Source organism: Arcanobacterium phocisimile, assembly GCF_016904675.1.
Lineage (GTDB): Bacteria > Actinomycetota > Actinomycetes > Actinomycetales > Actinomycetaceae > Arcanobacterium > Arcanobacterium phocisimile.
Genome location: NZ_CP070228.1, coordinates 1,009,728 through 1,033,153 on the forward strand (window position 1 = coordinate 1,009,728; position 23,426 = coordinate 1,033,153).

Genomic DNA, 23,426 nt, shown 5'->3' on the forward strand with positions numbered 1-23,426 from the left:
GAATAGGACACATGAACACATTTGCAGTTATATACACGTACGATCCAGACCAAACCGAACTAACATCGCAGGTGCGTCCACGCCACCGCGAATTCCTCAAATCCCTCTTCGATACAGGTGCGCTTAAAGCTTCCGGCCCAATCTCCGGTGGCCGCGCACTCATCGTCGTCGAAGCGGAATCTGCTGACGGTGCCCGTGAACTCTTGTCTCGCGACCCGTTCAATGAAGCCGGTGTTATCAGTGATATCGACGTCGCCGAATGGACTGTTATTTACGGGCCATGGGCGTAATCTCACGATACGCTACCCGCTTTGACCTGCTGATTACCGGGATCATCACCGCCCTCATCGTCGGCTTGATGGTCCCGGTTTCACCCGGGACACTCCGGTTTCTTTCAGGTGGTGCCGACGCTGGAGTCGCACTTGTTTTTCTGCTCTACGGGATGCGTCTATCCACCCGTGAAGTCCTGCGTGGCTTGACCAATATTCGACTTCAAGGCTTCATTCTCGTCGCCACATTCGTCATTTTTCCCCTCCTAAGCTGGGGGTTGTCGCAACTGGTCACACCGCTCGTCGGGCCCGACTTTGCTTTGGGGATCTTGTTCTTGGGTCTTCTACCGTCAACCGTGCAGTCCTCAGTGACTTTCGTATCCATCGCCCGCGGAGATATTGCCTCCGCAATCGCGGCAGCGACGGTATCTAATATCGCCGGGATGTTCATCACCCCTGCCTTAGTGATGGCATTCATGGATATTTCCGGGGCATCGACCGGCGGTTTTACATCCGTCCTCACCAAGCTCCTCTTGCCGTTCATCATCGGGCAATGCCTACAACCGTGGTGTGGCGATTGGATTCGCGCCCGCCGTCATCTCACCAAACGCAGCGATACCGCAGCGATCATCCTCGTAGTACTCTCAGCGACTTTGTCTGCGACCGCTGATGGCGCGTGGACCGTAGTGACACCTGGTTCCCTTCTGGTGTTGGTAACTGTCCTCGTCGCGCTGCTCATCGCAATGCTCGCCATCACCTGGTTTGGTGCTCAGCGCCTACCTCGAGCAGAACGTATAGTCGCGCTCATGTGCGGTTCAAAGAAATCCTTGGCCACCGGACTGCCGATGGCCAAAGCCCTATTCCCCACGAATATGGTGGGAACCATTGGTATTCCGGTGATTATCTTCCACCAGTTGCAGTTGATGGTGTGTGCGGTTATCGCACGCAAACTATCTAGGAGTCACTCATGAATACCGCATCACTCTATCCACCTAAGTCTCGCCTAGCCCTCCTAATTCTCCGTCGCTAAAAGTAGAAAGCAAAGAGATACCACTTTTGGAATATCGTTGGTTCATTTCTGAGCGAAGCGAGGAAACGTAACCTCTCAACCTCATAGACATGCCGAGTATCGCTCCCTTACGATTCATCCGCCTTGTCACCAATCGGAGTATTGACAAGATAAAGTGAGACATATATCATGTGACGTGCATGGGAGTTCCATGCTTGTGACTATTAGGAGTCTTCAATGAAGAAGAGAACAAAAAAGTAGCGACGAGTATCGCACTCACCGCTGGGCTTTTGCTAACTGGTAGTTCGGTAGCATATGCAGAGTCAATTCTTGGTGGTGACTGGTACTATATGGTACGAACTACGCAACTGGAAACGCGTCGACCAGTTTTTATCACGGGACTGCTGGACACTGGACTTCAGTAGGAACGTCTTCCGGTAAGTATGAACGCGCCGAAGCAAGCGCAGGAAAGACCGCATCGACATGGTTGTGGCGCACCCCTGGTTCGTCCGTCACATTCAAAGCTGGTGCTAACGGCAGCACAGTTACCCGCTAGCTAGCATATAAGGTGGTGTTGTTTTGATGCGTCGTCTCGTTCGTGGGGTTGGAGTTTTCCTCGGTGTTGTGATCGTATGCTTAGCATTTTTGCGTGCAGTGCAACTGGAAAATATGTTACCTATGGACAGTGACGATGTTGGCTACATCAACTTTCGACACTCACCCCTATCAATATCACAGATTGATGAGGGCTTAGCGCAAATCGGTCAAAAAACCGGCGTGGAGCTCTTGCAACTGTCCGGAACGGTTGGCACTCGGGAGGTAACCATTACCTCCCGAGCTGCCAACCAGCCTTCTACCGCACAGAAGGTCAACTTTTTCCGCCCGAACAAGACAGGTACTTTGTATCCGGCTTCAGAGCAACCATCTCAATCGCGTAGCGGCATCTACGCTGTTAAAGGCAATGACACACAAATTGCCAGTTTGAAAACCTGGCTTAATAACGTTGGCGCTATCCACACATGGGAGAACTTCACAGTCTTCCAGACTTACTTCCTCCCCTTGGCTTATCAAGGTATTATCCTTGTTTTGGCAGTAACTGTTTTCTTGGTTGTTGCTACCATTTTTGGCTGGTTTACTACTCGAGCTGATTCGCGAATCGTACGCTTGAGTGCGGGACAGACAAAAACTCACATTGTCAACGGCGATAGTACTACGCTGGTTTCGTTGGTATTAATACCGATGGGTGCGACAATACTGGTTAGCTTCGCTCTCACTGTGATTATCATCGGTAGATCTGCTTTTCAGATGATACTTCCGCTTACAGTACTTTTTATCTGTACCCTGATCGCCACGACAATTGCGATAACGGCTATTTCCTATGTAACTTTCCCCAGACTTCGCGACTGGGTCGAGCGACGCTCGCTAGTAGCCACGTTTTCGTGGGTCGGAGCTACGATGTCTGCTATATCGATTGTGCTTGCTCTCGCATCACTACCTATTGTGTACCGAGCCTATTTAGTTTCTGGTGAGAATCAGGAGGCTGCTCGGCAAGCATCACATTTGCCTGAATATTATTCAGCGAGCTTTGGCGGGATCGTGGACGAGCAGCGCGACTATGATCCATTCATTATTCCATTTGCCCAGCTGACTTCCGAGCTGGAAGCGAAGAATCACGTGTCTTTGTTTAGGAGACAATACGTTTCACCTGAAGATGTCGGCAAGTTGTCTGCAAGTAGTTACGAATCAATCGTGATTGTTACTCCTAGCAGCTTAGATGAACTAGAAAAGATTCCTGCTGGGTGTCATTTCAGTGAAATAACTGATACTGCTCAAGCCCGGCAAGCACGGGACCTTGCCACGGACGTAACTCTAATTGAGCGACAAGCAAAACCACAGTTACGTTTTTTCACTTGCCAAAATAATGGTTCCACTATCGCAGTGGCGAATCAGGGGATTTTCTCCCTTGCCCCCAACCCATTAGTGATACTCGTTCCAAACTTAAAGACTGCGTTCCCTGCAGAGACCATCATGAGTCTGGCTACTCTCGGATCTGTAGTATTTCACGATCCTCAGGAACTAATATCACGAGCGTCCTCGCTGGGTCTTAACCTGACAAGTGACAGTACTGCGGATTCGATCACGGTGTATGCACAAGATCAGCAACTAGGCTATTATGTGAGCCTGATTTCTATAGGTGCGTTACTTTTCACTGCTGTATTTAGTATGTTCGTTAGCGCGCAGCTTTACGCCGCTGCGCGCTTGCGTTCTTTTTTCCCTCGTTACATTGGTGGGACAAGCGTTAGGCAGCTTGTCCATTTTAGGATTCTTTTAGATATGGCGTTCATTGGGCTTGGCATAGGGATCGCCTTAATAATCGCTTTCGCCATGAGTTTGAACATGCCAATCTTGTTCCTCGCCGCATGCGGCGCGATTCTTCTTGCCATAGATATCGTGCTTCGCTATCAGATAACACGTATCGCGCTAGCGAGCGTATGCCAAAGAAAGAACTAGAGATATGAAACTTAAAGCAGAAAATCTTGAAATCAGGGTTGAAAAACGCGTCTTGCTATCGAGAATCAACTTTGAGTTCTGTGAAGGACAACTTGTGGGACTTATTGGGCCGAGTGGTTGCGGAAAGACTACCCTGCTCAATACTCTCGGCTTGTTGATACCTGCCCACTGTGGCTCTATCTTCTACGATGGATCCGAGGCTACCCAGTGGAGCCGACGCCAGATCAGTGCTTTTTGGCGTAACCAGGCTTCTTTTGTCATTCAAAATGCAGGTATCGACGACGACGAAAGCGTTCTTTACAACGTGACACTCAAAAAGTCATTATTTGGAGGACATGAGTCTGAACGTGCTGGATTAGAAGCGCTTGAAAAAGTAGGGCTAGCAGAACGCGCTCATGACAAAGCTCGAGTGCTCAGTGGAGGTGAACAACGTCGAGTCGCGATTGCGCGATCAATATATCGTCAATCCTCAGTCATTTTCGCTGACGAACCAACAGCCTCTCTTGATGAGGAAAACCGTATATTAATTGAATCTCTTCTCGTACACGAAGCAAAACGAGGCACGCTCGTCATTATTTCCACCCATGATATGAGACTCTCTCAACGCTGCACCTCACTTGTTAACCTTGTTAATTATCAACCAGTCTAGTACATCATGAGTCTCCTTCGACGCAACTGCCATGATAATTGGCCTTGACTTTCACGCATCTACTTGCAGGTTTAAAGATGAATGCGACGTCCTTGCCAATGCTCGATCAACCAGCGATCATGGCTTGCGACGACGAGTGTTCCGTTCCATTTACTGAGAGCTAACTCCAGCGCCTGCATGGTATCAAGATCAAGGTAGTTGGTCGGCTCGTCAATGATCAGCACGGAAGGGTTTCCTGCTAGAGCAACCGCGATCTGTTTACGGCGCTGATTCCCAGCAGATAGCTGTGAGATCGGAATTGACCACATCGATGGGTGCAAGATCCCGTTACCAAGATTTCCGATACCGTTTCGCCAGACATTATGTTCTAAACCGGGATCGCCTTCCATTGGCAGACGCTGGGGCACGAAACCTACAGAGCCGTCCCGAGACACAAAGCCGCTCACGGCTGTACCTGAAGGCGGTTCACCTATAGCGATCCAGGATAGAAGTGTGGTTTTCCCAGACCCGTTTGTTCCAGTGACCAGCAGATGTTCCCCTCTCGAGAGGTCGAGATCTAGTGGCGCAAGGCGTTCAACCGCAGATGCTTGCCTTACCGAGACCGCAACTCCCACGCCCAGATGGCCTTCTCGGGCTGGGAATTCCAATTGGTAGTTTCGCGGTTTGCGCACTTCGCGTTGCTCCAAGCGTTGGAGTCGTTCGTCGTCGTTCCGCGTACGTTTAACCGACGTAGCTGCAGCTCGATCAGCAAAAAATTTCTTCGCCATCCGGTTCGGTGGATCTTGCACGCGATCCCCGCCGGACGCGATCTTCATACTCTCTCGGCGGTGTTGCCGTAGATGACGTTTTTGAGCTTGTTGATAGCCGTGAATCTGATGGTACTTCTCTCTAGCAGTTTCCTTTGCATCAAGGTAGTCCGAATAGTTTCCCGCATTGCGCACCAGCCCCTCAATATTGGCCATACCTTCAGCTATTGCCAGTTCTTTCCACACAGAAATATCCATGTCATAAATGACCGTGGCAACGTCCTCAATAAACGCTCTATCATGACTAGCTATAAGTACCGGCCCAGGCCAGTTCTTAACAGCTTTAGTTAGAAAATCGATAGTCTCAATGTCAAGATGATTCGTCGGCTCATCAAGGATCAAAACGTCAGGACGTAGCAGAAGCAATGCTGCCAGCCGCAACCGTGCACGCTGTCCTTGAGACAATGAAGTTATATCTCGATTCGACGACATTCCGATTCCGTCGAGTCCTAGACCAGCTAACATTTCGGATGTACGAGCATCGAGAGACCAAACATCGCGTGCTGTCATTTCTGCCAGGAGCTGGTCATACTCTGATTCGAACGCATGTCCTCCATCAACCAAGGAGGTGATGATCTGGTCAAAGCGTATAGACAACTCTTTGAGCGGAGCCAAGGCTGCATCAAAGTAGTCCGCTACTGTACCATCGACGTCATCAGGATGTGGCACGAACTGTCTCGAAGCACCAGAAACAACCTCTCCCATATCTGGCTGAAGGTCTCCCTGGATGATCTTGAGCAGTGTTGTCTTACCACTACCATTTGGGCCAACCAAGAAAGCTCGTTCGCAGTCGCTAACATCAAGACTCACACGATCAAGTACACGATGAGATCCGTAAGAAAAAGAAATAGTGTCAAGATAAATTAAAGGCATAGTGATCTCCAGAACGTAGAAACTTTTGAATACGTCTCAGTAAAACTGAGTGGAAATCACATGGTCATCGGAACGACAAACTCCTAAATTCTGCCTTAATAATTATCAACTTTTTCAGTTTACCAGAGCTATCGTTGCCCCCACCTAATCCTATTATCATTTTCGGAATCCGGCGGTCATGAGTTTTGGGGCAGGATTATCCTCGAATTGCATTCTGAACTGGAACTAACTATTTCTAGGGCAAAGATTAGGGTGAACTTCACTGTGAGCGAATGAACTTAAAGCTGTCACTTTTAGGCATTCCTGTTTTGAGAAGATAAGGATATGCCGAAGTAGTATTCACAAGATTTTAGGGATCAAGCGGTGCGGATGGTTAATGACCGTCTTGCCGATGATCGTTCATGTACTCAATGGAAAGCAATTAGCGAGATTGCCCCATGTTTGGGGATATCGGTGGAAGGCGGATTCTAGCGATTGTTGCAACACCGGACTTAGGAAAGGAATTTTCAGGTGTTGTGGGCATACCAACAGGTGTAGTACCTGACGCGTTCAGTGATGTGTATTACGAGACGTGGACATTACATACGCCTACTGAACGAAGGAATGAATTTCACTCAGGCCATGAAAGCTGTGGGTGTTTCACAACGTAGTGGCAAAGTTTGGCGTAACAGCAAGAATCGTTCAACGGGCCGTAACGAAGCCATACGTGCGGATTGGTAGTGTTTGGCGTGGACAAGCCGAATCCTCTTAGCAGTCGCTACCTTTCCCAAGATGAACGCATCATTATCGCTGACATAGCCAAATACAATGCGAGCATTCGGAAGATATCGCAACGCCTGGGTCGTGCTCCTTTTAGTATTAGCCGTGAAGTTCGAGCAAATAATAAACCCGATAACAGAAGCTATGAACCTTATAGAGCTCACCACATCTCACATCAGCGTTTGAAACAGCCAAAGACACCGAAGAATTCAACGACCGCCCCCGCAAAACACTAGACTAGGACAAGCCAACCGAACGAATAATCGAACTAATCAACAACGACTGTTGCAACCACTCCTAGAATCCGCCCCTTATTGTTCGGTCCGAAGTTTGCGCGCTCCAATAATAGAGGCCACCACAGTCACAATAATGATGCCTAAGATGATACCTACCGATACACCTGGTGTTGGTTCGGTGATTGCGGTGAGCATATCGTATCCGTGGAAGGCGTGGAGCAAAAGCTTCAAACCGATGAATCCAAGGATTGCCGCCAAACCGTAGTGCAAGTAGATAAGGCGATCGAGCAGGCCATCAACGAGGAAGAACAGTTGGCGCAAGCCAAGCAACGCAAACGCATTCGATGCGAACACGATGAACGGCTCCTTCGTCAAACCAAAGATTGCTGGAATCGAATCAAGTGCGAACAGCAGGTCGATCGTACCAATGGAGATAATGCAAATAAGTAGCGGAGTTAGATAGGTCTTTCCTTGTGCCCGGTGGAATAGCTTATCGCCGACGAACCCAGCTGTAACAGGGAATACCCGAGAAATGAAGCGGGTCAGCGCAGTCGGTTTATACTCATCATCTTCTTTAACACCATTTTTGCGGTCACGCGCTTCTTGCAAACCGTCCAAGACCTGCTTGGTTGCGGTGTAGATCATCCATACACCGAAAGCGAAGAATACCCAGATGAATTTTTCAACAAGAGCTGCGCCTATCATGATGAAGATAAATCGCAACACAAGGGCAATAATGATGCCCCACATTAGCACTTTTTGCTGGAACTTCCGAGGTACCTTAAATGCCGCAATGATGATAATAAAAACAAAGATATTATCGAGCGACAGCGAATACTCGGTGATATAGCCGGCAAAAAATTCAGTGGCGAACCGGCCACCGTGACGGAAGTAGGTTGCTATACCGAAAAGTACAGCAAGCGAAACATAAACTCCGGTCCAGCGTGAGGCTTCCCCAATTGTTGGCTCGTGAGCTTTACGCACATGTCCGAAAAGATCAAAAAGAATGAGTGCGATAACCAGTATGCCAAGGACAACCCATTCCCATGAGTGGACAACCATTGACGCGTCATCGGTTGTAGAGGTCTGCGCTACGGCATTAAAAATTATGTTAAGCAAAGTTAGCCTTTCGGTACACAACATGACCGAAGGTCTCTTCCCGCCATCTCTGATCGAGTAGTGGCCTCGGCCCGGGCTAGAAGCCGCGATGACGAACCGATATTTCGTGGGAATACTCCCCTTCGCTATTTCTAGCTTACGCGAGGGTAGCTAGAAGGTAGCATCTCTGGCGTTATGATATCGCGCTCAGTTCGCGACAAGCACTATTGAGCTTGTTTGATGGCACGTAACTCGCGTTTGACATCATTGATTTCATCACGTAACCGAGCTGCAAGCTCGAACTGTAAATGTTCTGCAGCAACATGCATCTGTTCGCGCAAATCACTTAACAACTGCTCTATCTCTGCGCCATCTTGAGGTAATCGTTCGGCAACTGACTTTTCTTTGCGGTAACCCCCGTCAAGTAGCTCGCTCGTATCGAGATCTTCACGGGCGAGCATGTCAGTCACGTCAGCGATCTTCTTGCGCAATGGTTGGGGATCAACGCCGTGTTCGGTGTTGTAGGCTATCTGCTTTTCGCGACGGCGGTTGGTTTCGTCGATCGCCTCACGCATATTTGGTGTTATCGAATCGGCGTACATATGTACTTGCCCGGATACGTTTCGAGCTGCACGTCCAATGGTCTGAATGAGTGCTGTCGTAGAGCGCAAGAAGCCCTGCTTATCGGCGTCGAGGATCGCAACAAGTGAGACTTCTGGTAGATCCAAACCCTCACGCAACAGGTTGATGCCCACTAATACATCGAATTTGCCCATGCGTAGTTCACGCAACAGTTCAACGCGCCGTAAGGTATCGACGTCGGAATGCAAATACTCAACCTTGACCCCGCGTTCGGCAAGATAATCGGTGAGGTCTTCGGCCATTTTCTTGGTTAACGTGGTGACCAGAACGCGTTCATCACGATCGACGCGGGCACGTACTTGTTCGAGCAGATCGTCGATTTGGCCTTTTGTTGGCTTAACAATGATCTCTGGATCTACTAGGCCGGTAGGTCGAATAATTTGTTCCACATACCCATCTGATAATTCCATCTCGTATTTACCAGGTGTTGCCGAAAGATAAACTGTTTGACCTATACGTTCGAGAAACTCAGCAAACTTTAAGGGCCGGTTATCCATCGCAGAAGGCAAGCGGAATCCGAAATCAACCAGGGTGCGCTTGCGGGACATATCCCCTTCGTACATGGCACCAATTTGCGGTACCGTCACGTGCGATTCATCAATAATCAGCACGAAGTCTTCCGGGAAATAATCGAGCAAGGTATTCGGAGGTGTGCCTGGGCCACGACCATCAATATGCCTCGAATAATTCTCGATACCCGAGCACGTTCCGATATTGCGCATCATCTCTAAATCGTAGGTGGTACGCATTTCAAGGCGTTGGGCTTCGAGCAGCTTATTTTGATCACGCAGCTCAGTAAGCCGCTCCCCTAGTTCTTCTTCGATGGAAGCTATTGCGCGCTTCATGCGTTCTTCACCAGCAACATAGTGAGAAGCAGGGAAAATATAAGCATGGTCGGTTTCGCGTACCACATTGCCGGTTAGCGGATGGAGCAACGCGATGGAATCAATCTCATCGCCGAAGAACTCGATCCGGATTGCGAGTTCTTCATAAACTGGAATGATCTCCACAGTATCGCCGCGTACCCGGAATGTGCCACGGGTGAACGCCATATCATTGCGCGTATACTGCATCGTCACGAACTGTTTAAGTAACGCATCACGGTCAAGTTCTTGCCCAACATGGACGTCCACCATACGATCAACGTATTCTTGCGGCGTTCCCAAACCATAGATACACGAAACAGAAGCGACCACGACGGTATCGCGCCGTGTAATCAACGAATTGGTGGCCGAGTGGCGCAGCCGCTCAACTTCGTCGTTAATGGAGGAATCTTTTTCGATAAACGTATCAGTTTGCGGCACGTAGGCTTCTGGCTGGTAGTAGTCATAGTACGAAACGAAGTACTCGACGGCATTGTTGGGTAACAATTCCCGGAATTCGGCAGCCATTTGGGCGGCGAGGGTTTTGTTTGGCTCGATGATGAGTGTGGGGCGCTGTATTTGTTCGATCAACCATGCAGTGGTTGCTGATTTTCCAGTTCCGGTTGCGCCCAACAAAACGATATCTTTTTCCCCGGCGTTAATCCGCTCAGCGAGTTCCGCAATTGCGGTGGGCTGATCGCCGGACGGAGTGTATTCAGAGATAACTTCGAATGGTGCTTCTTGACGCACAATATCAGTAACAGGACGCATACCTCAAGCCTACCGGTTAGCTCCGACAATATTCGAGACCTATCGCTACCAGCTTTACAGGTAACGAGGTGTTACCTGCTGACTGTAGGCTCCTAGAAATCGTAATCGACCAGGGTTGAATACTTATTAATAGGTGGTTCCGCTTGAACACCTCTTAGTGCCCTGCCGGATCATTCCGATCAGAGAGGTTACGGGTGGAATACGTGGCAAGGGCGACAACGAGACAAAAACTAACCGACAGTACAGCCGAAAGCAGGAGATATGTTCGAGAGAACCCAAGGGCGTCCAACACAGCTCCGATCGCCGGATCTACCGCGATCGTCGCGGCCTCGTCGAACATCGCCACGATGGACAGCATTGTTGTCCGGTACTTGTCAGAAATCACCAGATTAACTTGTTCATCAATGAGGATAAAGAAAACTGATGCCAACCCAGACAACAAAACAAACGACCCCGCACCTACCCAAGGAGTCGAAGGTGTGGTCACACTCACTGCGACCAACAAAAGAATCGCTAAACCAACAACAGTGAGAACACGCAATCGCTCGTGGTCCGTTGAACGCTTGAGCCTATAAGTATTTCGAACAGCAAGCCACTGGACGATCTTCCCGACCACTAATACGATTCCCAAGTTTCGAACTTCAAGACCCTGTTCCTTCAAGAACGGCCCAAGATACGTCGAGAAATTTGACACCGCAATCATGACTATCGTCGAAGCGAGCGCAAGCGCAACAAATAGCTGATGATTTCTTATTACACCTGCGATACGGCGAAAAACTGTGCCCGGTTTATGCGCTCCGTGAGTTGATTGATCGGCTTTAGAAGATTCCGAAGATAACTGGTCATGCACACGCAGACGTAAAAACACGCCAGCAGCTGCGATATAACTCGCCACACTCAACCACAACGGTAGGCTGGTGCGCCACGAGAACAGTATCGGTCCAACCACACTTGAAGTCATGGAAAACAACAAGGTCACCGATCCGACGGCTGACCGGCTCTTCAAATAGCCATCTTCCATTCCCAATCGCTTGTGCTCTTGGAAAAGCCAGGCACTGTCAGCACCAGAAGAAAGCGCAAGGCCGGCGCCAATGACGAGTTCAGAAAGATAAACTGCTGGCAATGCGTCGAATACGGCAAGAACACTGACACCAAGCGCGATGAATAGGGAGCCGAAAGCTAACGCATACTTTTGTCCAAATCTATCGGCAAGACGTCCCATAGGTACCTCAAATAAAAGAGATACAACAGCCCCAAACGAATTAAGAAGTCCGATCTCCAGAAATGAAAGACCCTTCGCCTGAAGAATCAACGTCATCAAAGGCCATGCCATAACTGATGCAATCAGGCATTTAGCAATCAAGTATCCACGAAAAGGACGAGCAACGGAACTCTTGGGTATCTTCACAGATACTCTCCCCTCTTCACCTCAATCAGGACTTCCACACCGAGAGTTATACACCTTTCGGGGCTTGTATGCCATATTTGACTACTATCGTTACCAGCTTTACATGTAACGAGGTGTTACCAGCTCAGTGTGTAATGCTCAGCAGGGTTCGCCGTCGTCGCTTGGCGAGAACCGGTGAGGATCCAGCCTGCGTCCAAGAGTGTTGCCGCACCGGGATTAGCGCGTAGCTTCAGATGCGTTCCTTGTATTTCGACGACGTCGCACCCGGCGTTGCGTAGCCGGGTTGCTTGGAGGTGAACATCGGTTCGGAATGAGACGTTATCCATCACGCCGGTTGGTTCGCTGACTCGTTCGTGGCTAAGAGCCCAATCATAGGGAATGATCCATTCGTCCCAGAGCCGTTTCGCCGTAGAAACAAAGTCTTGTTCGCTCGAGGAATTATTGACGATGATGTCAGAGATCGCTGCGCGCGCCATATCGCCAGGCTGGGAATGAATTCGGCTCTTCGCTTGAGCTAGGCTCATCCCACGGTTGTCAACCATGCGAGCGATCCGAACGTGGTCAGGGGTATGGATAGTCATCGTGGCCATGAACGAAAATTGATTTGCGCTGCCAACCAGTAGTGGAACATCATAGACGACGATTTGGCTCGGATGAGCGGTACGTAGTTGTGCGGATACTTCACGTGCGATATAGGGGTGAATAATTGACTCGAGTTGTTGGCGTGCAGCGGAATTGGAAAACACGAAGGAGGCAAGTGCTCCACGATCGAGGTGGCCGTCTGCACGCAGGACACGCGGACCGAAGGTGCGCGCTATTTGTTCTAAGGCTTTCGTACCAGGGGCAACGACGTCGCGGGCAACCTGATCGGCGTCGATAACCATTGCGCCACGAGTGGCGAAAACGTGCGTCAGCGTGGACTTTCCTGACGCAATACCACCGGTTACTGCAAGTTTGAGCATGTCAGCGCACGTCCACTGAAGAACGCACTCCCCTTTCAATAACGCAAATAAATCGTTACCTATTTAGGTTATCGCATCTGTGCCCAGTTATCTATGTTCAACGCGGCCTGGTTACGGCATACGCATGACTCGCACCGGGTCACGATATGCGGCAAAAATAGCGGGCGGAATTGCTGCTACCACGGCTACACATAGAGCCAATATAATGCTGGCGAGCGCGAAGTCGAGCGGTACGGGAGTGTGCGCAAAATACATCACCGTATAGCCGAGTATGACGCCGGAAACAATGCCGATCAAGCTGATGACTGCAGTACGTAGAACCACGAAACAAATCAGGGCGGACCTCGTGATCCCTAGGGTTCGACGTCGTCCTAAATCTTTGGCATGGATAAGTACGTTAGTTAGCACAATAACACCAATAATCACGATTCCCACACCATGAACAAGTAATAAAATCGCGCCAGATTGCTGCTTTAAAGAATTAATCAAGGCCTGTGACTCAGCCGCTTTTCGGGCTGAGGATTCCACAGTTACTGTGGACTGGGCTGAAGGCAGATTCTTGATCAGGACGTGTTCCATCGGACCAACGTCGTCGAGGCTGGGCGCAACAAAACGCATTTGCGACCACGCTTGAGCTGATTGGGTCGGCCCGATAACGAGATCGGCTAAATCTTCGTGCGGGGCGAGGGAATCAAAAGAGCCGACGACGGCCCACTGGTGTCCGTCAGCGCTCATGACGTAACCTGAAGAGCTAGTGAGCCCCAGTTTGGCTTTGGCGTTTTGTCCCACGATTACTTCACCAGCTCGCGGCATGCGACCTTCGTTGAGTTCTAGCGCATCGTCGATGTTTCCGGCTAATGAGACGAGGCCTACTCGCGATGCATTTAAGCCAAGCTTTCCGTTGACGACGTCGACGGGCCTGCTGAGCGCAAGCACTGATTGTGCCCCACTTTGAGTTGCGTACGTATGGACGAATGCGTCAGTAAGTAAAGAACCTTCGGGATCGAGGACTGTAAAGGTGCGTGCTTCAATACGCGCTAGTTGCTGTTCTAAACCATCTGATTGGGCAACGCTTTTGCCGGCGGTGACAAGAGTAAGCAACGAAATAATCAAGGTGACGATGCCAAGCATGAGTGCCGAGATGCGAGAGGCCCACGCTGCTTTCATAACTTCGTGAATAAAGCGTACGTTCATAGTTGCACCACGTCGTCGGCATAGTTGATAACTGTGGGGTCGTGCGTAGCTATCAACACGGTTTTATCTGATTGTGCTGCTTCGCGTAGCGCGTTGAGCACGATCAGCGAGTTGTGCTCATCGAGGTTGCCGGTAGGTTCGTCGGCGAGGATAATGTGTGGATTGTTGATGAGCGCCCGGCATACCGCTACACGTTGGGCTTGTCCACCAGATATTTGACCAGGTTTGCGATATGCCTCATTATCAACTCCCATACGGGTCAAAAGTTCGAGCGCATAGGTCTCTTGGGTACGACGGTTTACGTGTGTATAAATACCTGGTTCACACACTGAGTCGATAATGCTACGGTTGGGATCAAGCTCAGCGTTTTGAAAAATGAATCCGAAATTATGTGCTCGATAGGACGACTTTTGGCTATCGTTAAGCGCCGTAAGATCAGTGTGACCGTAATAGATGTTGCCTGCTGTTGGAGCAAGCATTAAACCGAGGATATAGAGCAATGTTGATTTGCCGCGTCCCGATTCGCCAGTGATCGCAGTAATCTTTCCGGGGGTAAAGGTCAGTGAAAGACCATCGTATAATTCCGGGTCATGTTTGCTGTAGCGAAACGTTAGGTCAGCAACCCTTAGCTTGTCATTCACGAGATTGCTCCGCAATTGCTTCGACTTTTGTTCCCACCTCGATACCATCAACAACGGCTAATCCTGAGGCGAGGGCGCGCACAGTCACTGGAACAAGGTGAGACTCCTTGCCGTCAATGACACGTACCTGGGTTTGCCCATCAGCAGTGGTGAGGATAGCCGATACCGGAACAGTGGGGCCAGTTTGTTCGGGAACAAGAACAACGTGAGTGTTCAGATGGAGTAACTCCCCCGGTGGTAATTCGCTACAACTATCACCGCACAGAATTGATCCATCTGGCGCGGTAACGGGGATAGATACGCCATCTGGTGTGGTTGTACCAGATCCCGCTACACCTTCCCACATGGTTTGGCCACTATGCACTTGTACTACTGCCCCGGTCGGAATCATCTCTGCTTGGCCCTGTCCAAGCATCATGATAAAGGTTGGAGTTTGGGAATAGGTAGATAGGAATGCTTCGCCACCGTTGAGTTGGGCTCCGGTAAACAATATCTTGTTATCAATTTTTATTGGCGTATCGTTATGCGGGATAGCTATGAGAGTTCCGTGAGGAAACTGTCCCGTTTCTTCTATTCCGTGGTCTTTCTGGAAAGCTTTAACTCCCCACGCTAGCCCTGAGGTAAATGTTTGGCCTTCTCGTACGTCGATATATCCTAGGTCGGCGAGAAAATTTCGCAAGGCGACGACGTCGTCACCGCGTACACCTTCGGATAAATGGCGCCAGATTGGAGTGGAGCTGACTATCGCCCACACGGGTTGATCGTTGACAGTATAGAGGTTATCTCCTTGCGTGGCCGAGGTTTTATCGGTCACGTATGTTGCAGTGCCGGTGAGAGTATTGGCAGATAGTGGTAGTGGATCACGCGAAGCTGTTGTTGTCACGGTCAAGGATTGGCCGACAGTTTGTTCTAAGACGTCAACTGTTATGTGTGTTTCTGACGTTGGATTAGATACTGCCTGCGTTGCAAACGTCACCCGCAATGCCCATAAAATGCTTAACACAGTTAGGGTTGTTAGCAGTAGAAACAAACTAACAACTATAACTTTTTTAGGACGTTTCGTCATTTCCTGACCTATGCTTTACCAAATCGGCGGTGTGCACATGCCGTAGGTACCGTTCCATGTTAGCCAGTCCGAATGCGCGGACCATGATTTAGTGCCGCCATTGCGCGCAACTACCGTTTTTTCGTAAACCCCACCCTTTTTGAAAAAGGTTACCCCGCCAATTTTAAGTGTCATAACACTATCAACTCTTTGCTGTTTGCCGTGAACGGCGTTAACTGCACCATTTGTACATGTTGTTGTTCCACCTTTTGTGCCAGCCATAGCTGGGAGCGATCCGCCCAGCACCAAACCCGTTGCGCAAATGATACTGGCAATGGCACGTAATGATTTCTTCATGTTTTCACCTCTTTAAGGTAAAGTTTACTTGAGATTGTACTCACCATTGAGTAAGTTAAAGATATCAATTATTCCTTATTGTGTAAAGGAGGATTTAATGTTTAAACCTAGCAAAGTTCTTATTCTTCTTGTTGTGGGGTTGTTATTGAGCGCATGTCAAAGTGCTGAGACTAGTTCAGATCTGACAGTCCCGTCACAGCAAAGTGCGGATAGGTTTGCGCCGAGTAAAACCTGGGATTACACCTCATGGGAACCCACTATTAAGATTGTTCGGAAAAAGATGACCGAGGAAGAAAAGCTCCAATGGCGTACCGACTGGCTTAATCGGAACAAAAACATCGAAGGTGTTGATCCGAGCCAGCTCAACGATCCGGGTCTCGTTCGTTTCGAACCAACCCTCCGCGACGCTGACCTTTCAGTAGCGCAGTGTCTTAACGACCGCGGGTTTAAAGCTCACCCACACCCGACCGGTGGTATTCAATTTGACCCTCATCCGCAGTCTCAAGAACCCGCATTATTGACTGCTGACTGGGAATGTAATGCTATGTACACCCCAGAACCGGCGTTGTTGACTGATTGGTCTGAAGATCAACTGTCTTTACTTTATGATTATTGGGATCAATACTTTATCCCGTGCTTAGCAGACCACAACATCAATGTTGATACGTCTCATAAACCAAGTAAACAAACATGGGTAAGCTTATTCCACACACCAGATAGCATATCGTGGCAACCAGATGACTATCTGGTATTTGTAGATCGCTATCCCGGTGGTGAACAAGTCCAAAAAGACTGCCCTGGAATGCCACCAACCGACGTCTTCTACGGAGCAGAAGAATGAAATAATACTCATGAAATAAGGCTGTGGCCCGAACGTAATTGTTCGGGCCACAGCCTTTAAGATTAACTAACTTATGAGTTTAGCTAAACTCATTAAGCTCAGTTATTGGTGAGCTTGTCGCGCAAAGCAGCAAGAGCCTCGTCAGAAGCGAGTGTGCCAGCAACATCAGCATCAGCCGATGAGTAGTTAGCTGGAGCAGCTTCCTCGGTTTCGGAAGTAGCAGCTGGAGCGGCAACAGCGGCAGCAGCATCAGCTTCGGCTGCGGCAGCAACCTGAGCCTTGTGTGCTTGCCAGCGAGCTTCAGCAGCAGCATACTCTGCTTCCCAAGCAGCCTGGTTCTCTTCGTAACCTTCGAGCCATTCGTTGGTCTCAGGATCGAAGCCTTCTGGGTACTTGTAGTTGCCCTCTTCGTCGTACTCAGCGGACATGCCGTACAGTGATGGATCGAAGTCTTCCGAGTTAGGATCCACACCTTCGTTAGCCTGCTTGAGCGAGAGCGAGATGCGACGACGATCAAGATCAATATCGATCACCTTAACGAAGACATCGTCGCCAACCTTGACAACCTGCTCTGGCAGATCAACGTGACGCTGTGCGAGTTCAGAAATGTGAACGAGGCCTTCGATGCCGTCCTCGACGCGAACGAATGCACCGAATGGAACAAGCTTGGTGACCTTACCTGGCACGACCTGGCTAATAGCGTGGGTACGTGCGAAGGTCTGCCATGGATCTTCCTGAGTAGCCTTGAGCGAGAGCGAAACACGCTCGCGATCCATATCGACTTCAAGAACTTCAACGGTCACTGGAGTACCGACTTCGACAACCTCAGATGGGTGATCGATGTGCTTCCAGGAGAGCTCGGAAACGTGAACGAGACCGTCTACGCCGCCAAGATCAACGAATGCACCGAAGTTAACGATGGAGGAAATGACGCCTTCACGTACCTGGCCCTTTTGAAGGGTGTTAAGGAAGGTAGAGCGTACTTCAGACTGAGTCTGCTCGAGCCAAGAGCGACGAGAAAGAACAACGTTGTTGCGGTTCTTATCGAGTTCGATGATCTTAGCTTCGATTTCCTTGCCAATGTATGGCTGGAGGTCGCGCACGCGACGCATCTCAACGAGAGATGCTGGCAGGAAGCCGCGCAAGCCAATGTCGAGGATGAGACCACCCTTGACAACTTCGATGACGGTACCGGTAACGACGCCGTCTGCTTCCTTGACTTCTTCGATCTTTGCCCAAGCGCGCTCGTACTGTGCACGCTTCTTGGAAAGAATTAAACGACCCTCTTTGTCTTCCTTCTGGATGACGAGGGCTTCGATCTTGTCACCAACTTCGACGACGTCATCTGGATCGACATCGTGCTTGATGGACAGTTCTTTGGAAGGAATAACGCCTTCGGTCTTGTAGCCGATATCGAGCAGGACTTCGTCCCGATCAACCTTAACTACGGTGCCTTCGACGATGTCGCCATCGTTAAAGTACTTGATGGTTTCGTCAACGGCAGCAATAAGCTCTTCCTCGGTACCAATATCGTTAATGGCAACCTCGGTAGTAGTGTTGTTCGTGGTCATAGAGTTGGTGACTCCGAATTTATAATAGTTACGTATATGGACATGTGGTTCACCTCGATGTGCAAGCACAAAGATGTACCAAGCGTCAAGTTTACGTTGTTTTCCCGCGAAAAGCCAACTAAAAATAAGAATATCGTTGCCAGCTACGCCACAACTAGGAAGAAATCACCATGCAATACGGCCATCACCAGCTCTCCCCTGCCGATAACCCCATAAATGCCAACGAAAAATGGTGGTCAGAAAATGCCGGTGACTACCTCACCGAGCACGGCGAAATACTCGGCGATAACGACTTCATCTGGGGTCCGGAAGGATTGCGCGAAGCCGACATCGAATTTCTCGGCACACTCACCCAGAAAAAAGTCCTCGAAATCGGAGCCGGAGCAGCTCAATGCTCGCGATATCTCGCAAGCCGCGGCATCGACGTCGTCGCAACCGATTTGGCGTCAGGAATGCTCACACACGCCGAAAAACTCAACCACACATATGGTATCGAATTTCCACTCATCCAAGCAGATGCGCGACAACTGCCGTTTGACGACGACAGCTTCGACGTCATCTTCACAAGTTTCGGCGTCCTGCCCTTCGTTCCAGAGCTCACCGAAGTGCACAATGAAGTCTCCCGAGTGCTACGCACGGGCGGAATCTGGGCGTATTCAGCACTCCACCCGACGCGTTGGATGTTCCCCGATGACCCAACCGAAAATGGGCTAACCGCTATACGGTCTTATTTTGACCGCACTCCCTACATAGAGCGCAACGACGCAACTTTGGACTACGCCGAATTCCACCACACCCTCGCCGACCATATGAACTCACTCGTCGACAGCGGATTCACAATCGATGAACTCTTCGAGCCACCATGGCCAGCCGGGCGCGACATTGTGTGGGGCGGATGGGGACCACAGCGGTCACACATTCTCCCCGGAACGCTAATGATCCGCGCCATCGCCAATTAGTGCGCCGCCTTGCGGTAATTAGTGAGCGGCCTCGCGCCAATTACGACCGATACCAATACCAACCGACAGCGGCACGCTCAACGATTCCCAAGCGCTCCCCATCTGCTCACGAACCACGTCTTCAACTTGCTCAGCCTCACTGGCCACAACTTCGAGAACAAGTTCGTCATGTACCTGAAGGAGCACACGAGAGGCAAGCTGGCGGCGCGTTAATTCAGATTCCACATTGAGCATAGCTATCTTAATGATATCCGCAGCCGAACCCTGAATCGGGGCATTGAGTGCCATGCGTTCCGCAGATTCGCGCACCTGACGACTTTGTGAATTCAGCTCCGGCAAATACCGACGCCGGCCCAAAATCGTTTCGGTGTAGCTTTCCTTTCGCGCCTTATCAACAAGCCCATCAAGATACTGCTTCACCGCCCCGAACCGCTGGAAGTAACCATCCATCAAATTCTGTGCCTCCGGTACCGGAATCTTTAACTGGGCCGATAAGCCGTAGGCAGATAAGCCATACACAAGACCGTAAGACATCGCTTTAATCTTCGAACGCTGCGCACCAGAAACATCGCTCTCTGCAATTCCATACACACGCGACGCAACGAAGCGATGCAAATCAGCGCCCTGATTAAATGCCTCGATGAGCGCAGTGTCGTTCGACAAATGTGCCATCAGACGCATCTCGATCTGGGAATAGTCGGCAGTCATCAAGTAATCGAAGCCCTCACCGGCCACAAAAACTTCCCTAATACGTTGACCTTCTTCAGTACGCGCATGAATATTTTGCAAATTCGGATCAGTTGAGGACAACCGCCCGGTAGCTGCAACCGTCTGCTGATAAGTAGTGCGAATCCGGCCATCGCTTTGCACCGCACGTTGCAATCCTTCTACCGACTGACGCAACTTAATCGCATCGCGATGTTCAAGCAGTGACGACAAAAATGCTTGACCAGCCAAGGCTTCGTCGTCCTCACGCAAACTAATTTTTGCCAGCAAGCCAGCCAACGCATCGGCGTTCGTGGTGTATCCGGACTTTGTTTTCTTCGTTTTCGGCAGATTGAGCTGATCAAACAAGACTGCCTGCAGTTGCTTCGGGCTAGAAAGATTAACCGAGCTATCGCCGATAGCATCCCATGCCTGCTGCGCTGCAGCTTGCACACGCGCATCAAAATCTGCATGTAGTGCGTCCAACCGATCACGATCTACCGCAATACCGCGACTCTCCATACGAGCCAACCCTTCGGTGACCCGTAATTCCAAGTCCACAAGAGTATCGTTGTAGTCCTCGGCATCAAACTCACGCTCGAACGCCTCACGCAAATCATGCACGAGAACAGCGCGCTGACCAATATCTTCCCCAACGATCTGACCATCAAGGCTAATGCCTAACGTATCGGAATCCCCGGCATTCAGATCGACCGCTAAATAGCGTTGCACCAATTCCGCAAAATCATACGAACGCTGATCTGGATGCAAAAGATAGGCGTCGATTTCGGTATCAGCGCTGATACCCGAGAGCGACATTCCTTGACCCTGCCAGGCGTGGATCTGAGCTTTTAAACCGTGGCCGAGAAGTGGAACGTCAGGATCTTTAATAATTTCGGTGAGCGTGTTTGTATCTTCAGGATTAAGGAGCGCGGGAGAACCAACAAAAACGAATCCATCGTTGCTGGCAAGCGCAAACGTATCAACCCTGCCCTTCCCTGGCGTGCCAACACCATCAAAAGCAAGCGCATAGGGCGCTGGGTGTTCGTGAATAAAAGTAGACAGCGCAACCTTACCGGCACTAACAACGCTCACCGTGCGTACCGAAACTGCTTCCTGATCTTCTGCTAGGGGTGCTAACCCAGCACGAAGCGGCAGCTCATCCAACACCCGTTTGCGCAAAGAAGTGAAATCCAACGTATCAAACAGCTCATGCAGTGCCTGCTGATCGACACCCAATGGGCGCAGGGCTTCCAAATCGGGGACGATATCTAAATCACGAATAAGTTGGTTCAGTTGGCGATTAAGACGAACTTGTTCGACGTGGTCGCGCAGAGACTGCCCGGCCTTCCCTTTGATTTCGTCCGCATGATCAATGAGCGCATCAAGATTACCGTATAGCTGCAGCCACTTGGCTGCAGTCTTCGGGCCGACACCTGGAACGCCAGGAAGGTTATCGGCCTTCTCACCAACCAACGCAGCTAAATCGGAGTACATTTCTGGACGTACCCCGCTACGCTCTTCAACCCCATCCGGGTTCAGCAGGAGCATTTGGGCGCGAGGCATGGGATAAACAACCGACGTCTGCTCCGAAACGAGCTGGTAGGAATCCTTATCGCCGGACGCAATATAGACGTCCATTCCAGCCTCTTCGCCGCGGGCGCTGAGAGTTGCGACGATATCGTCTGCTTCGTAATCCTCAACCGTCAACCAGGAAACACCTAAGACGTTGAGTACCTCTTGGATGACCCCGATCTGCCCTTTGAATTCTTCCGGAGTTTTCGCACGGCCGCCCTTATATTCGCCATACTCGCGGGTACGGAATGTACCGCCGGGTAGATCGAAGGCCACAGCGATGTGCGTGGGCTGATAATCATTGATTAACCGCAACAAGGTGTTAATGAAGCCGTGAACGGCATTAGTGTACTGGCCTTGAGCGGTGCGGAAGGAATCGGCAGGCAACGCAAAGAAGGACCGGAAGGCCATGGAATGGCCGTCGAGCAAGAGCATGATATTTTTAGTCACGTTCCAAGCCTACCGGGTTGTTCCCACAGTTTCTTGTGCGAGTAGACTAGGCGTATGAAATATTTAGCATCAGAAATTAACGACGGCGAACTCGCTGCACACTTAGGCGTCAAACTTATCACGGTAAGCGAGACCGAAGTGGTTGAGTCGATACCGACTCGAGGGAACGTTCAGCCATTTGGCGTGCTACACGGTGGAGCCAATGCGTTCTTGGTAGAAGACGCAGCTTCGCGGCTAGCCTTGCTGAATGCGCCTGAAGGACGCATAGCTGTCGGAACTGAACTAAATATTTCTCAACTAGCGCCAAATATGACAGACGCAGCGATCGCACGCGCCGAAACCATTCGGGCAAGTTCGAGCTCACTTGTTGCCAGTGTAGAAATTACCGATAGTAATGGTGTACTGACAGCACTAGGCCGAATGACGTGTGTGTTTATTCAGAAACCTGGTCGATAACAGCGTCAGCGACTTCACGCATCGTCAGACGGCGATTCATCGACGTCTTCTGAATCCACCGGAACGCCTCTGGCTCGGTTAGACCCATCTTGTCCTGAAGAAGTCCCTTAGCACGATCAATACGCTTACGGGTTTCAAACTGCTCAGCGAGCGAAGAAACCTCAGCCTCCAGCGAGACAATCTCCTGGTGACGCGACAACGCAATCTCGATCGCAGGAAGCAGATCATTCGGAGTAAACGGCTTAACAAGAAACGCCATCGCGCCGGCATCACGTGCCCGGTCAACAATTTCCTTTTGTGAGAACGCCGTAAGCATGACGATTGCACAACGCTGTGAGGCAAGAATGCGTTCGGCGGCCGAAACCCCATCGAGACCTGGCATCTTCACATCCATGACAATGAGGTCAGGTTTGTGTTCTGCAGCGAGCTCAATAGCTTCTTCGCCATTCGATCCCTCGGCAACAACCTCGAAGCCGGCTTCACGTAGCGTTTCAACAATATCAAGACGGATAAGTGTTTCATCTTCAACAACCAAAGCGCGTACATCTCGCGGATTTGGTCCCTGAGCGACATCATTAATCTCAGTGTCGTCAATAATTTGTGCCACGTCCGCCTCCTTGACTGAATTACACGCTGCGAAATACCGACAACGGTAAACATTATATACGCAACTTTGTGAGATAGAAGTGCTCCCGGAGGGACTCGAACCCTCATGCCTTTCGGCGCAGCATTTTGAGTGCTGTGTGTCTGCCAATTCCACCACAGGAGCGATGGAC

Annotated in this window: 21 protein-coding genes and 1 tRNA gene; 8 read left to right on the forward strand and 14 right to left on the reverse strand. The window is 50.2% G+C overall.

Going from position 1 to position 23,426, the window contains the following annotated elements; all coding sequences use genetic code 11:
• The first annotated feature begins 11 nt into the window (after window positions 1-11).
• Together JTE88_RS04485 and JTE88_RS04490 are read left to right on the forward strand one after the other, a co-directional pair.
• Window positions 12-290 (forward strand): YciI family protein, encoded by a 279-nt coding sequence (locus JTE88_RS04485; protein WP_204422978.1) that lies wholly within the window; start codon window positions 12-14, stop codon window positions 288-290.
• Window positions 281-1,240: a bile acid:sodium symporter family protein gene (locus tag JTE88_RS04490; RefSeq protein WP_204422980.1), complete on the forward strand. Its 960-nt coding sequence runs from the start codon at window positions 281-283 to the stop codon at window positions 1,238-1,240. Before JTE88_RS04485 ends, JTE88_RS04490 begins: the two co-directional genes overlap by 10 nt.
• A gap of 431 nt (window positions 1,241-1,671) precedes the next feature.
• Here the strand turns inward: JTE88_RS04490 and JTE88_RS09155 are convergent, their stop codons facing one another.
• On the reverse strand, window positions 1,672-1,794 hold the full coding sequence (locus JTE88_RS09155; protein ID WP_275586611.1) for a hypothetical protein: 123 nt from the start codon (window positions 1,792-1,794) through the stop codon (window positions 1,672-1,674).
• Window positions 1,795-1,860: 66 nt separating this feature from the next.
• On the opposite strand from JTE88_RS09155, the gene JTE88_RS04500 reads away from it, so the two are divergent.
• Window positions 1,861-3,789: a hypothetical protein gene (locus JTE88_RS04500; protein ID WP_204422982.1), complete on the forward strand. Its 1,929-nt coding sequence runs from the start codon at window positions 1,861-1,863 to the stop codon at window positions 3,787-3,789.
• 4 nt (window positions 3,790-3,793) lie between these two features.
• Window positions 3,794-4,438, forward strand: coding sequence for an ATP-binding cassette domain-containing protein (locus JTE88_RS04505; RefSeq protein ID WP_204422984.1), 645 nt, complete (start codon window positions 3,794-3,796; stop codon window positions 4,436-4,438).
• 71 nt (window positions 4,439-4,509) lie between these two features.
• Here JTE88_RS04505 and JTE88_RS04510 read toward each other — a convergent pair whose 3' ends face one another.
• Window positions 4,510-6,117 (reverse strand): ATP-binding cassette domain-containing protein, encoded by a 1,608-nt coding sequence (locus tag JTE88_RS04510; RefSeq protein WP_204422986.1) that lies wholly within the window; start codon window positions 6,115-6,117, stop codon window positions 4,510-4,512.
• A 728-nt stretch (window positions 6,118-6,845) separates the two neighbouring features.
• Here JTE88_RS04510 and JTE88_RS09270 point away from each other — a divergent pair.
• Window positions 6,846-7,112: a helix-turn-helix domain-containing protein gene (locus JTE88_RS09270; RefSeq protein ID WP_204422988.1), complete on the forward strand. Its 267-nt coding sequence runs from the start codon at window positions 6,846-6,848 to the stop codon at window positions 7,110-7,112.
• 75 nt (window positions 7,113-7,187) lie between these two features.
• Here JTE88_RS09270 and JTE88_RS04520 read toward each other — a convergent pair whose 3' ends face one another.
• The 8 genes from JTE88_RS04520 to JTE88_RS04555 form a co-directional block, all read right to left on the reverse strand.
• Window positions 7,188-8,174: a TerC/Alx family metal homeostasis membrane protein gene (locus JTE88_RS04520; protein ID WP_204425760.1), complete on the reverse strand. Its 987-nt coding sequence runs from the start codon at window positions 8,172-8,174 to the stop codon at window positions 7,188-7,190.
• 260 nt (window positions 8,175-8,434) lie between these two features.
• The gene (gene uvrB, locus JTE88_RS04525) at window positions 8,435-10,486 is read right to left on the reverse strand and encodes an excinuclease ABC subunit UvrB (RefSeq protein WP_204422990.1); all 2,052 of its coding nucleotides are present in this window, start codon (window positions 10,484-10,486) and stop codon (window positions 8,435-8,437) included.
• A gap of 154 nt (window positions 10,487-10,640) precedes the next feature.
• Window positions 10,641-11,894: an MFS transporter gene (locus JTE88_RS04530; RefSeq protein WP_204422993.1), complete on the reverse strand. Its 1,254-nt coding sequence runs from the start codon at window positions 11,892-11,894 to the stop codon at window positions 10,641-10,643.
• Window positions 11,895-12,010: 116 nt separating this feature from the next.
• Window positions 12,011-12,856 carry a dephospho-CoA kinase gene (gene coaE, locus JTE88_RS04535; RefSeq protein WP_204422998.1) on the reverse strand — a complete coding sequence of 282 codons (846 nt, stop codon included), beginning with the start codon at window positions 12,854-12,856 and terminating at the stop codon, window positions 12,011-12,013.
• 111 nt (window positions 12,857-12,967) lie between these two features.
• Window positions 12,968-14,050, reverse strand: a complete 1,083-nt coding sequence (locus JTE88_RS04540; protein WP_204422999.1) for an FtsX-like permease family protein — start codon at window positions 14,048-14,050, stop codon at window positions 12,968-12,970.
• The gene (locus JTE88_RS04545; RefSeq protein ID WP_239519479.1) at window positions 14,047-14,691 is read right to left on the reverse strand and encodes an ABC transporter ATP-binding protein; all 645 of its coding nucleotides are present in this window, start codon (window positions 14,689-14,691) and stop codon (window positions 14,047-14,049) included. The genes JTE88_RS04540 and JTE88_RS04545 overlap by 4 nt, the downstream gene beginning before the upstream one ends.
• On the reverse strand, window positions 14,684-15,694 hold the full coding sequence (locus tag JTE88_RS04550) for a peptidoglycan-binding protein (protein ID WP_204423001.1): 1,011 nt from the start codon (window positions 15,692-15,694) through the stop codon (window positions 14,684-14,686). The genes JTE88_RS04545 and JTE88_RS04550 overlap by 8 nt, the downstream gene beginning before the upstream one ends.
• Before the next feature lie 78 nt (window positions 15,695-15,772).
• Window positions 15,773-16,093: a hypothetical protein gene (locus JTE88_RS04555; RefSeq protein ID WP_204423003.1), complete on the reverse strand. Its 321-nt coding sequence runs from the start codon at window positions 16,091-16,093 to the stop codon at window positions 15,773-15,775.
• A gap of 97 nt (window positions 16,094-16,190) precedes the next feature.
• On the opposite strand from JTE88_RS04555, the gene JTE88_RS04560 reads away from it, so the two are divergent.
• The gene (locus JTE88_RS04560) at window positions 16,191-16,934 is read left to right on the forward strand and encodes a hypothetical protein (RefSeq protein ID WP_204423004.1); all 744 of its coding nucleotides are present in this window, start codon (window positions 16,191-16,193) and stop codon (window positions 16,932-16,934) included.
• 98 nt (window positions 16,935-17,032) lie between these two features.
• On the opposite strand, the gene rpsA is transcribed toward JTE88_RS04560, so the two are convergent.
• Complete coding sequence (rpsA, locus tag JTE88_RS04565) at window positions 17,033-18,505, reverse strand: 30S ribosomal protein S1 (RefSeq protein WP_204423006.1); 1,473 nt, start codon at window positions 18,503-18,505, stop codon at window positions 17,033-17,035.
• A gap of 170 nt (window positions 18,506-18,675) precedes the next feature.
• Here rpsA and JTE88_RS04570 point away from each other — a divergent pair, with 170 nt between their 5' ends.
• Window positions 18,676-19,464, forward strand: coding sequence for a class I SAM-dependent methyltransferase (locus JTE88_RS04570; RefSeq protein WP_204423008.1), 789 nt, complete (start codon window positions 18,676-18,678; stop codon window positions 19,462-19,464).
• An 18-nt stretch (window positions 19,465-19,482) separates the two neighbouring features.
• Here the strand turns inward: JTE88_RS04570 and polA are convergent, their stop codons facing one another.
• Complete coding sequence (polA, locus tag JTE88_RS04575) at window positions 19,483-22,194, reverse strand: DNA polymerase I (RefSeq protein WP_204423010.1); 2,712 nt, start codon at window positions 22,192-22,194, stop codon at window positions 19,483-19,485.
• Between the two features lie 54 nt (window positions 22,195-22,248).
• Between polA and JTE88_RS04580 the strand changes: the two genes are divergently transcribed.
• On the forward strand, window positions 22,249-22,650 hold the full coding sequence (locus tag JTE88_RS04580; protein ID WP_204423012.1) for a PaaI family thioesterase: 402 nt from the start codon (window positions 22,249-22,251) through the stop codon (window positions 22,648-22,650).
• Here JTE88_RS04580 and JTE88_RS04585 read toward each other — a convergent pair.
• Both JTE88_RS04585 and JTE88_RS04590 read right to left on the reverse strand, forming a co-directional pair.
• Window positions 22,628-23,248, reverse strand: coding sequence for an ANTAR domain-containing response regulator (locus JTE88_RS04585; RefSeq protein ID WP_239519586.1), 621 nt, complete (start codon window positions 23,246-23,248; stop codon window positions 22,628-22,630). The genes JTE88_RS04580 and JTE88_RS04585 overlap by 23 nt on opposite strands.
• Window positions 23,249-23,337: 89 nt before the next feature.
• A tRNA-Leu gene (locus JTE88_RS04590) sits at window positions 23,338-23,419 on the reverse strand.
• Between the last annotated feature and the right edge of the window lie 7 nt (window positions 23,420-23,426).

What these genes read in the sequence shown, in the direction of transcription:
- JTE88_RS04540 (WP_204422999.1), bottom strand. Translation starts at nt 14,050, where the DNA reads ATGAACGTACGCTTTATTCACGAAGTTATGAAAGCAGCGTGGGCCTCT.
- JTE88_RS04505 (WP_204422984.1), top strand. Translation starts at nt 3,794, where the DNA reads ATGAAACTTAAAGCAGAAAATCTTGAAATCAGGGTTGAAAAACGCGTC.
- coaE (WP_204422998.1), bottom strand. Translation starts at nt 12,856, where the DNA reads ATGCTCAAACTTGCAGTAACCGGTGGTATTGCGTCAGGAAAGTCCACG.
- JTE88_RS04490 (WP_204422980.1), top strand. Translation starts at nt 281, where the DNA reads ATGGGCGTAATCTCACGATACGCTACCCGCTTTGACCTGCTGATTACC.
- JTE88_RS04500 (WP_204422982.1), top strand. Translation starts at nt 1,861, where the DNA reads ATGCGTCGTCTCGTTCGTGGGGTTGGAGTTTTCCTCGGTGTTGTGATC.
- JTE88_RS04520 (WP_204425760.1), bottom strand. Translation starts at nt 8,174, where the DNA reads ATGGTTGTCCACTCATGGGAATGGGTTGTCCTTGGCATACTGGTTATC.
- JTE88_RS04560 (WP_204423004.1), top strand. Translation starts at nt 16,191, where the DNA reads ATGTTTAAACCTAGCAAAGTTCTTATTCTTCTTGTTGTGGGGTTGTTA.
- JTE88_RS04510 (WP_204422986.1), bottom strand. Translation starts at nt 6,117, where the DNA reads ATGCCTTTAATTTATCTTGACACTATTTCTTTTTCTTACGGATCTCAT.
- JTE88_RS04485 (WP_204422978.1), top strand. Translation starts at nt 12, where the DNA reads ATGAACACATTTGCAGTTATATACACGTACGATCCAGACCAAACCGAA.
- uvrB (WP_204422990.1), bottom strand. Translation starts at nt 10,486, where the DNA reads ATGCGTCCTGTTACTGATATTGTGCGTCAAGAAGCACCATTCGAAGTT.
- JTE88_RS04570 (WP_204423008.1), top strand. Translation starts at nt 18,676, where the DNA reads ATGCAATACGGCCATCACCAGCTCTCCCCTGCCGATAACCCCATAAAT.
- rpsA (WP_204423006.1), bottom strand. Translation starts at nt 18,505, where the DNA reads ATGACCACGAACAACACTACTACCGAGGTTGCCATTAACGATATTGGT.
- JTE88_RS04555 (WP_204423003.1), bottom strand. Translation starts at nt 16,093, where the DNA reads ATGAAGAAATCATTACGTGCCATTGCCAGTATCATTTGCGCAACGGGT.
- JTE88_RS04580 (WP_204423012.1), top strand. Translation starts at nt 22,249, where the DNA reads ATGAAATATTTAGCATCAGAAATTAACGACGGCGAACTCGCTGCACAC.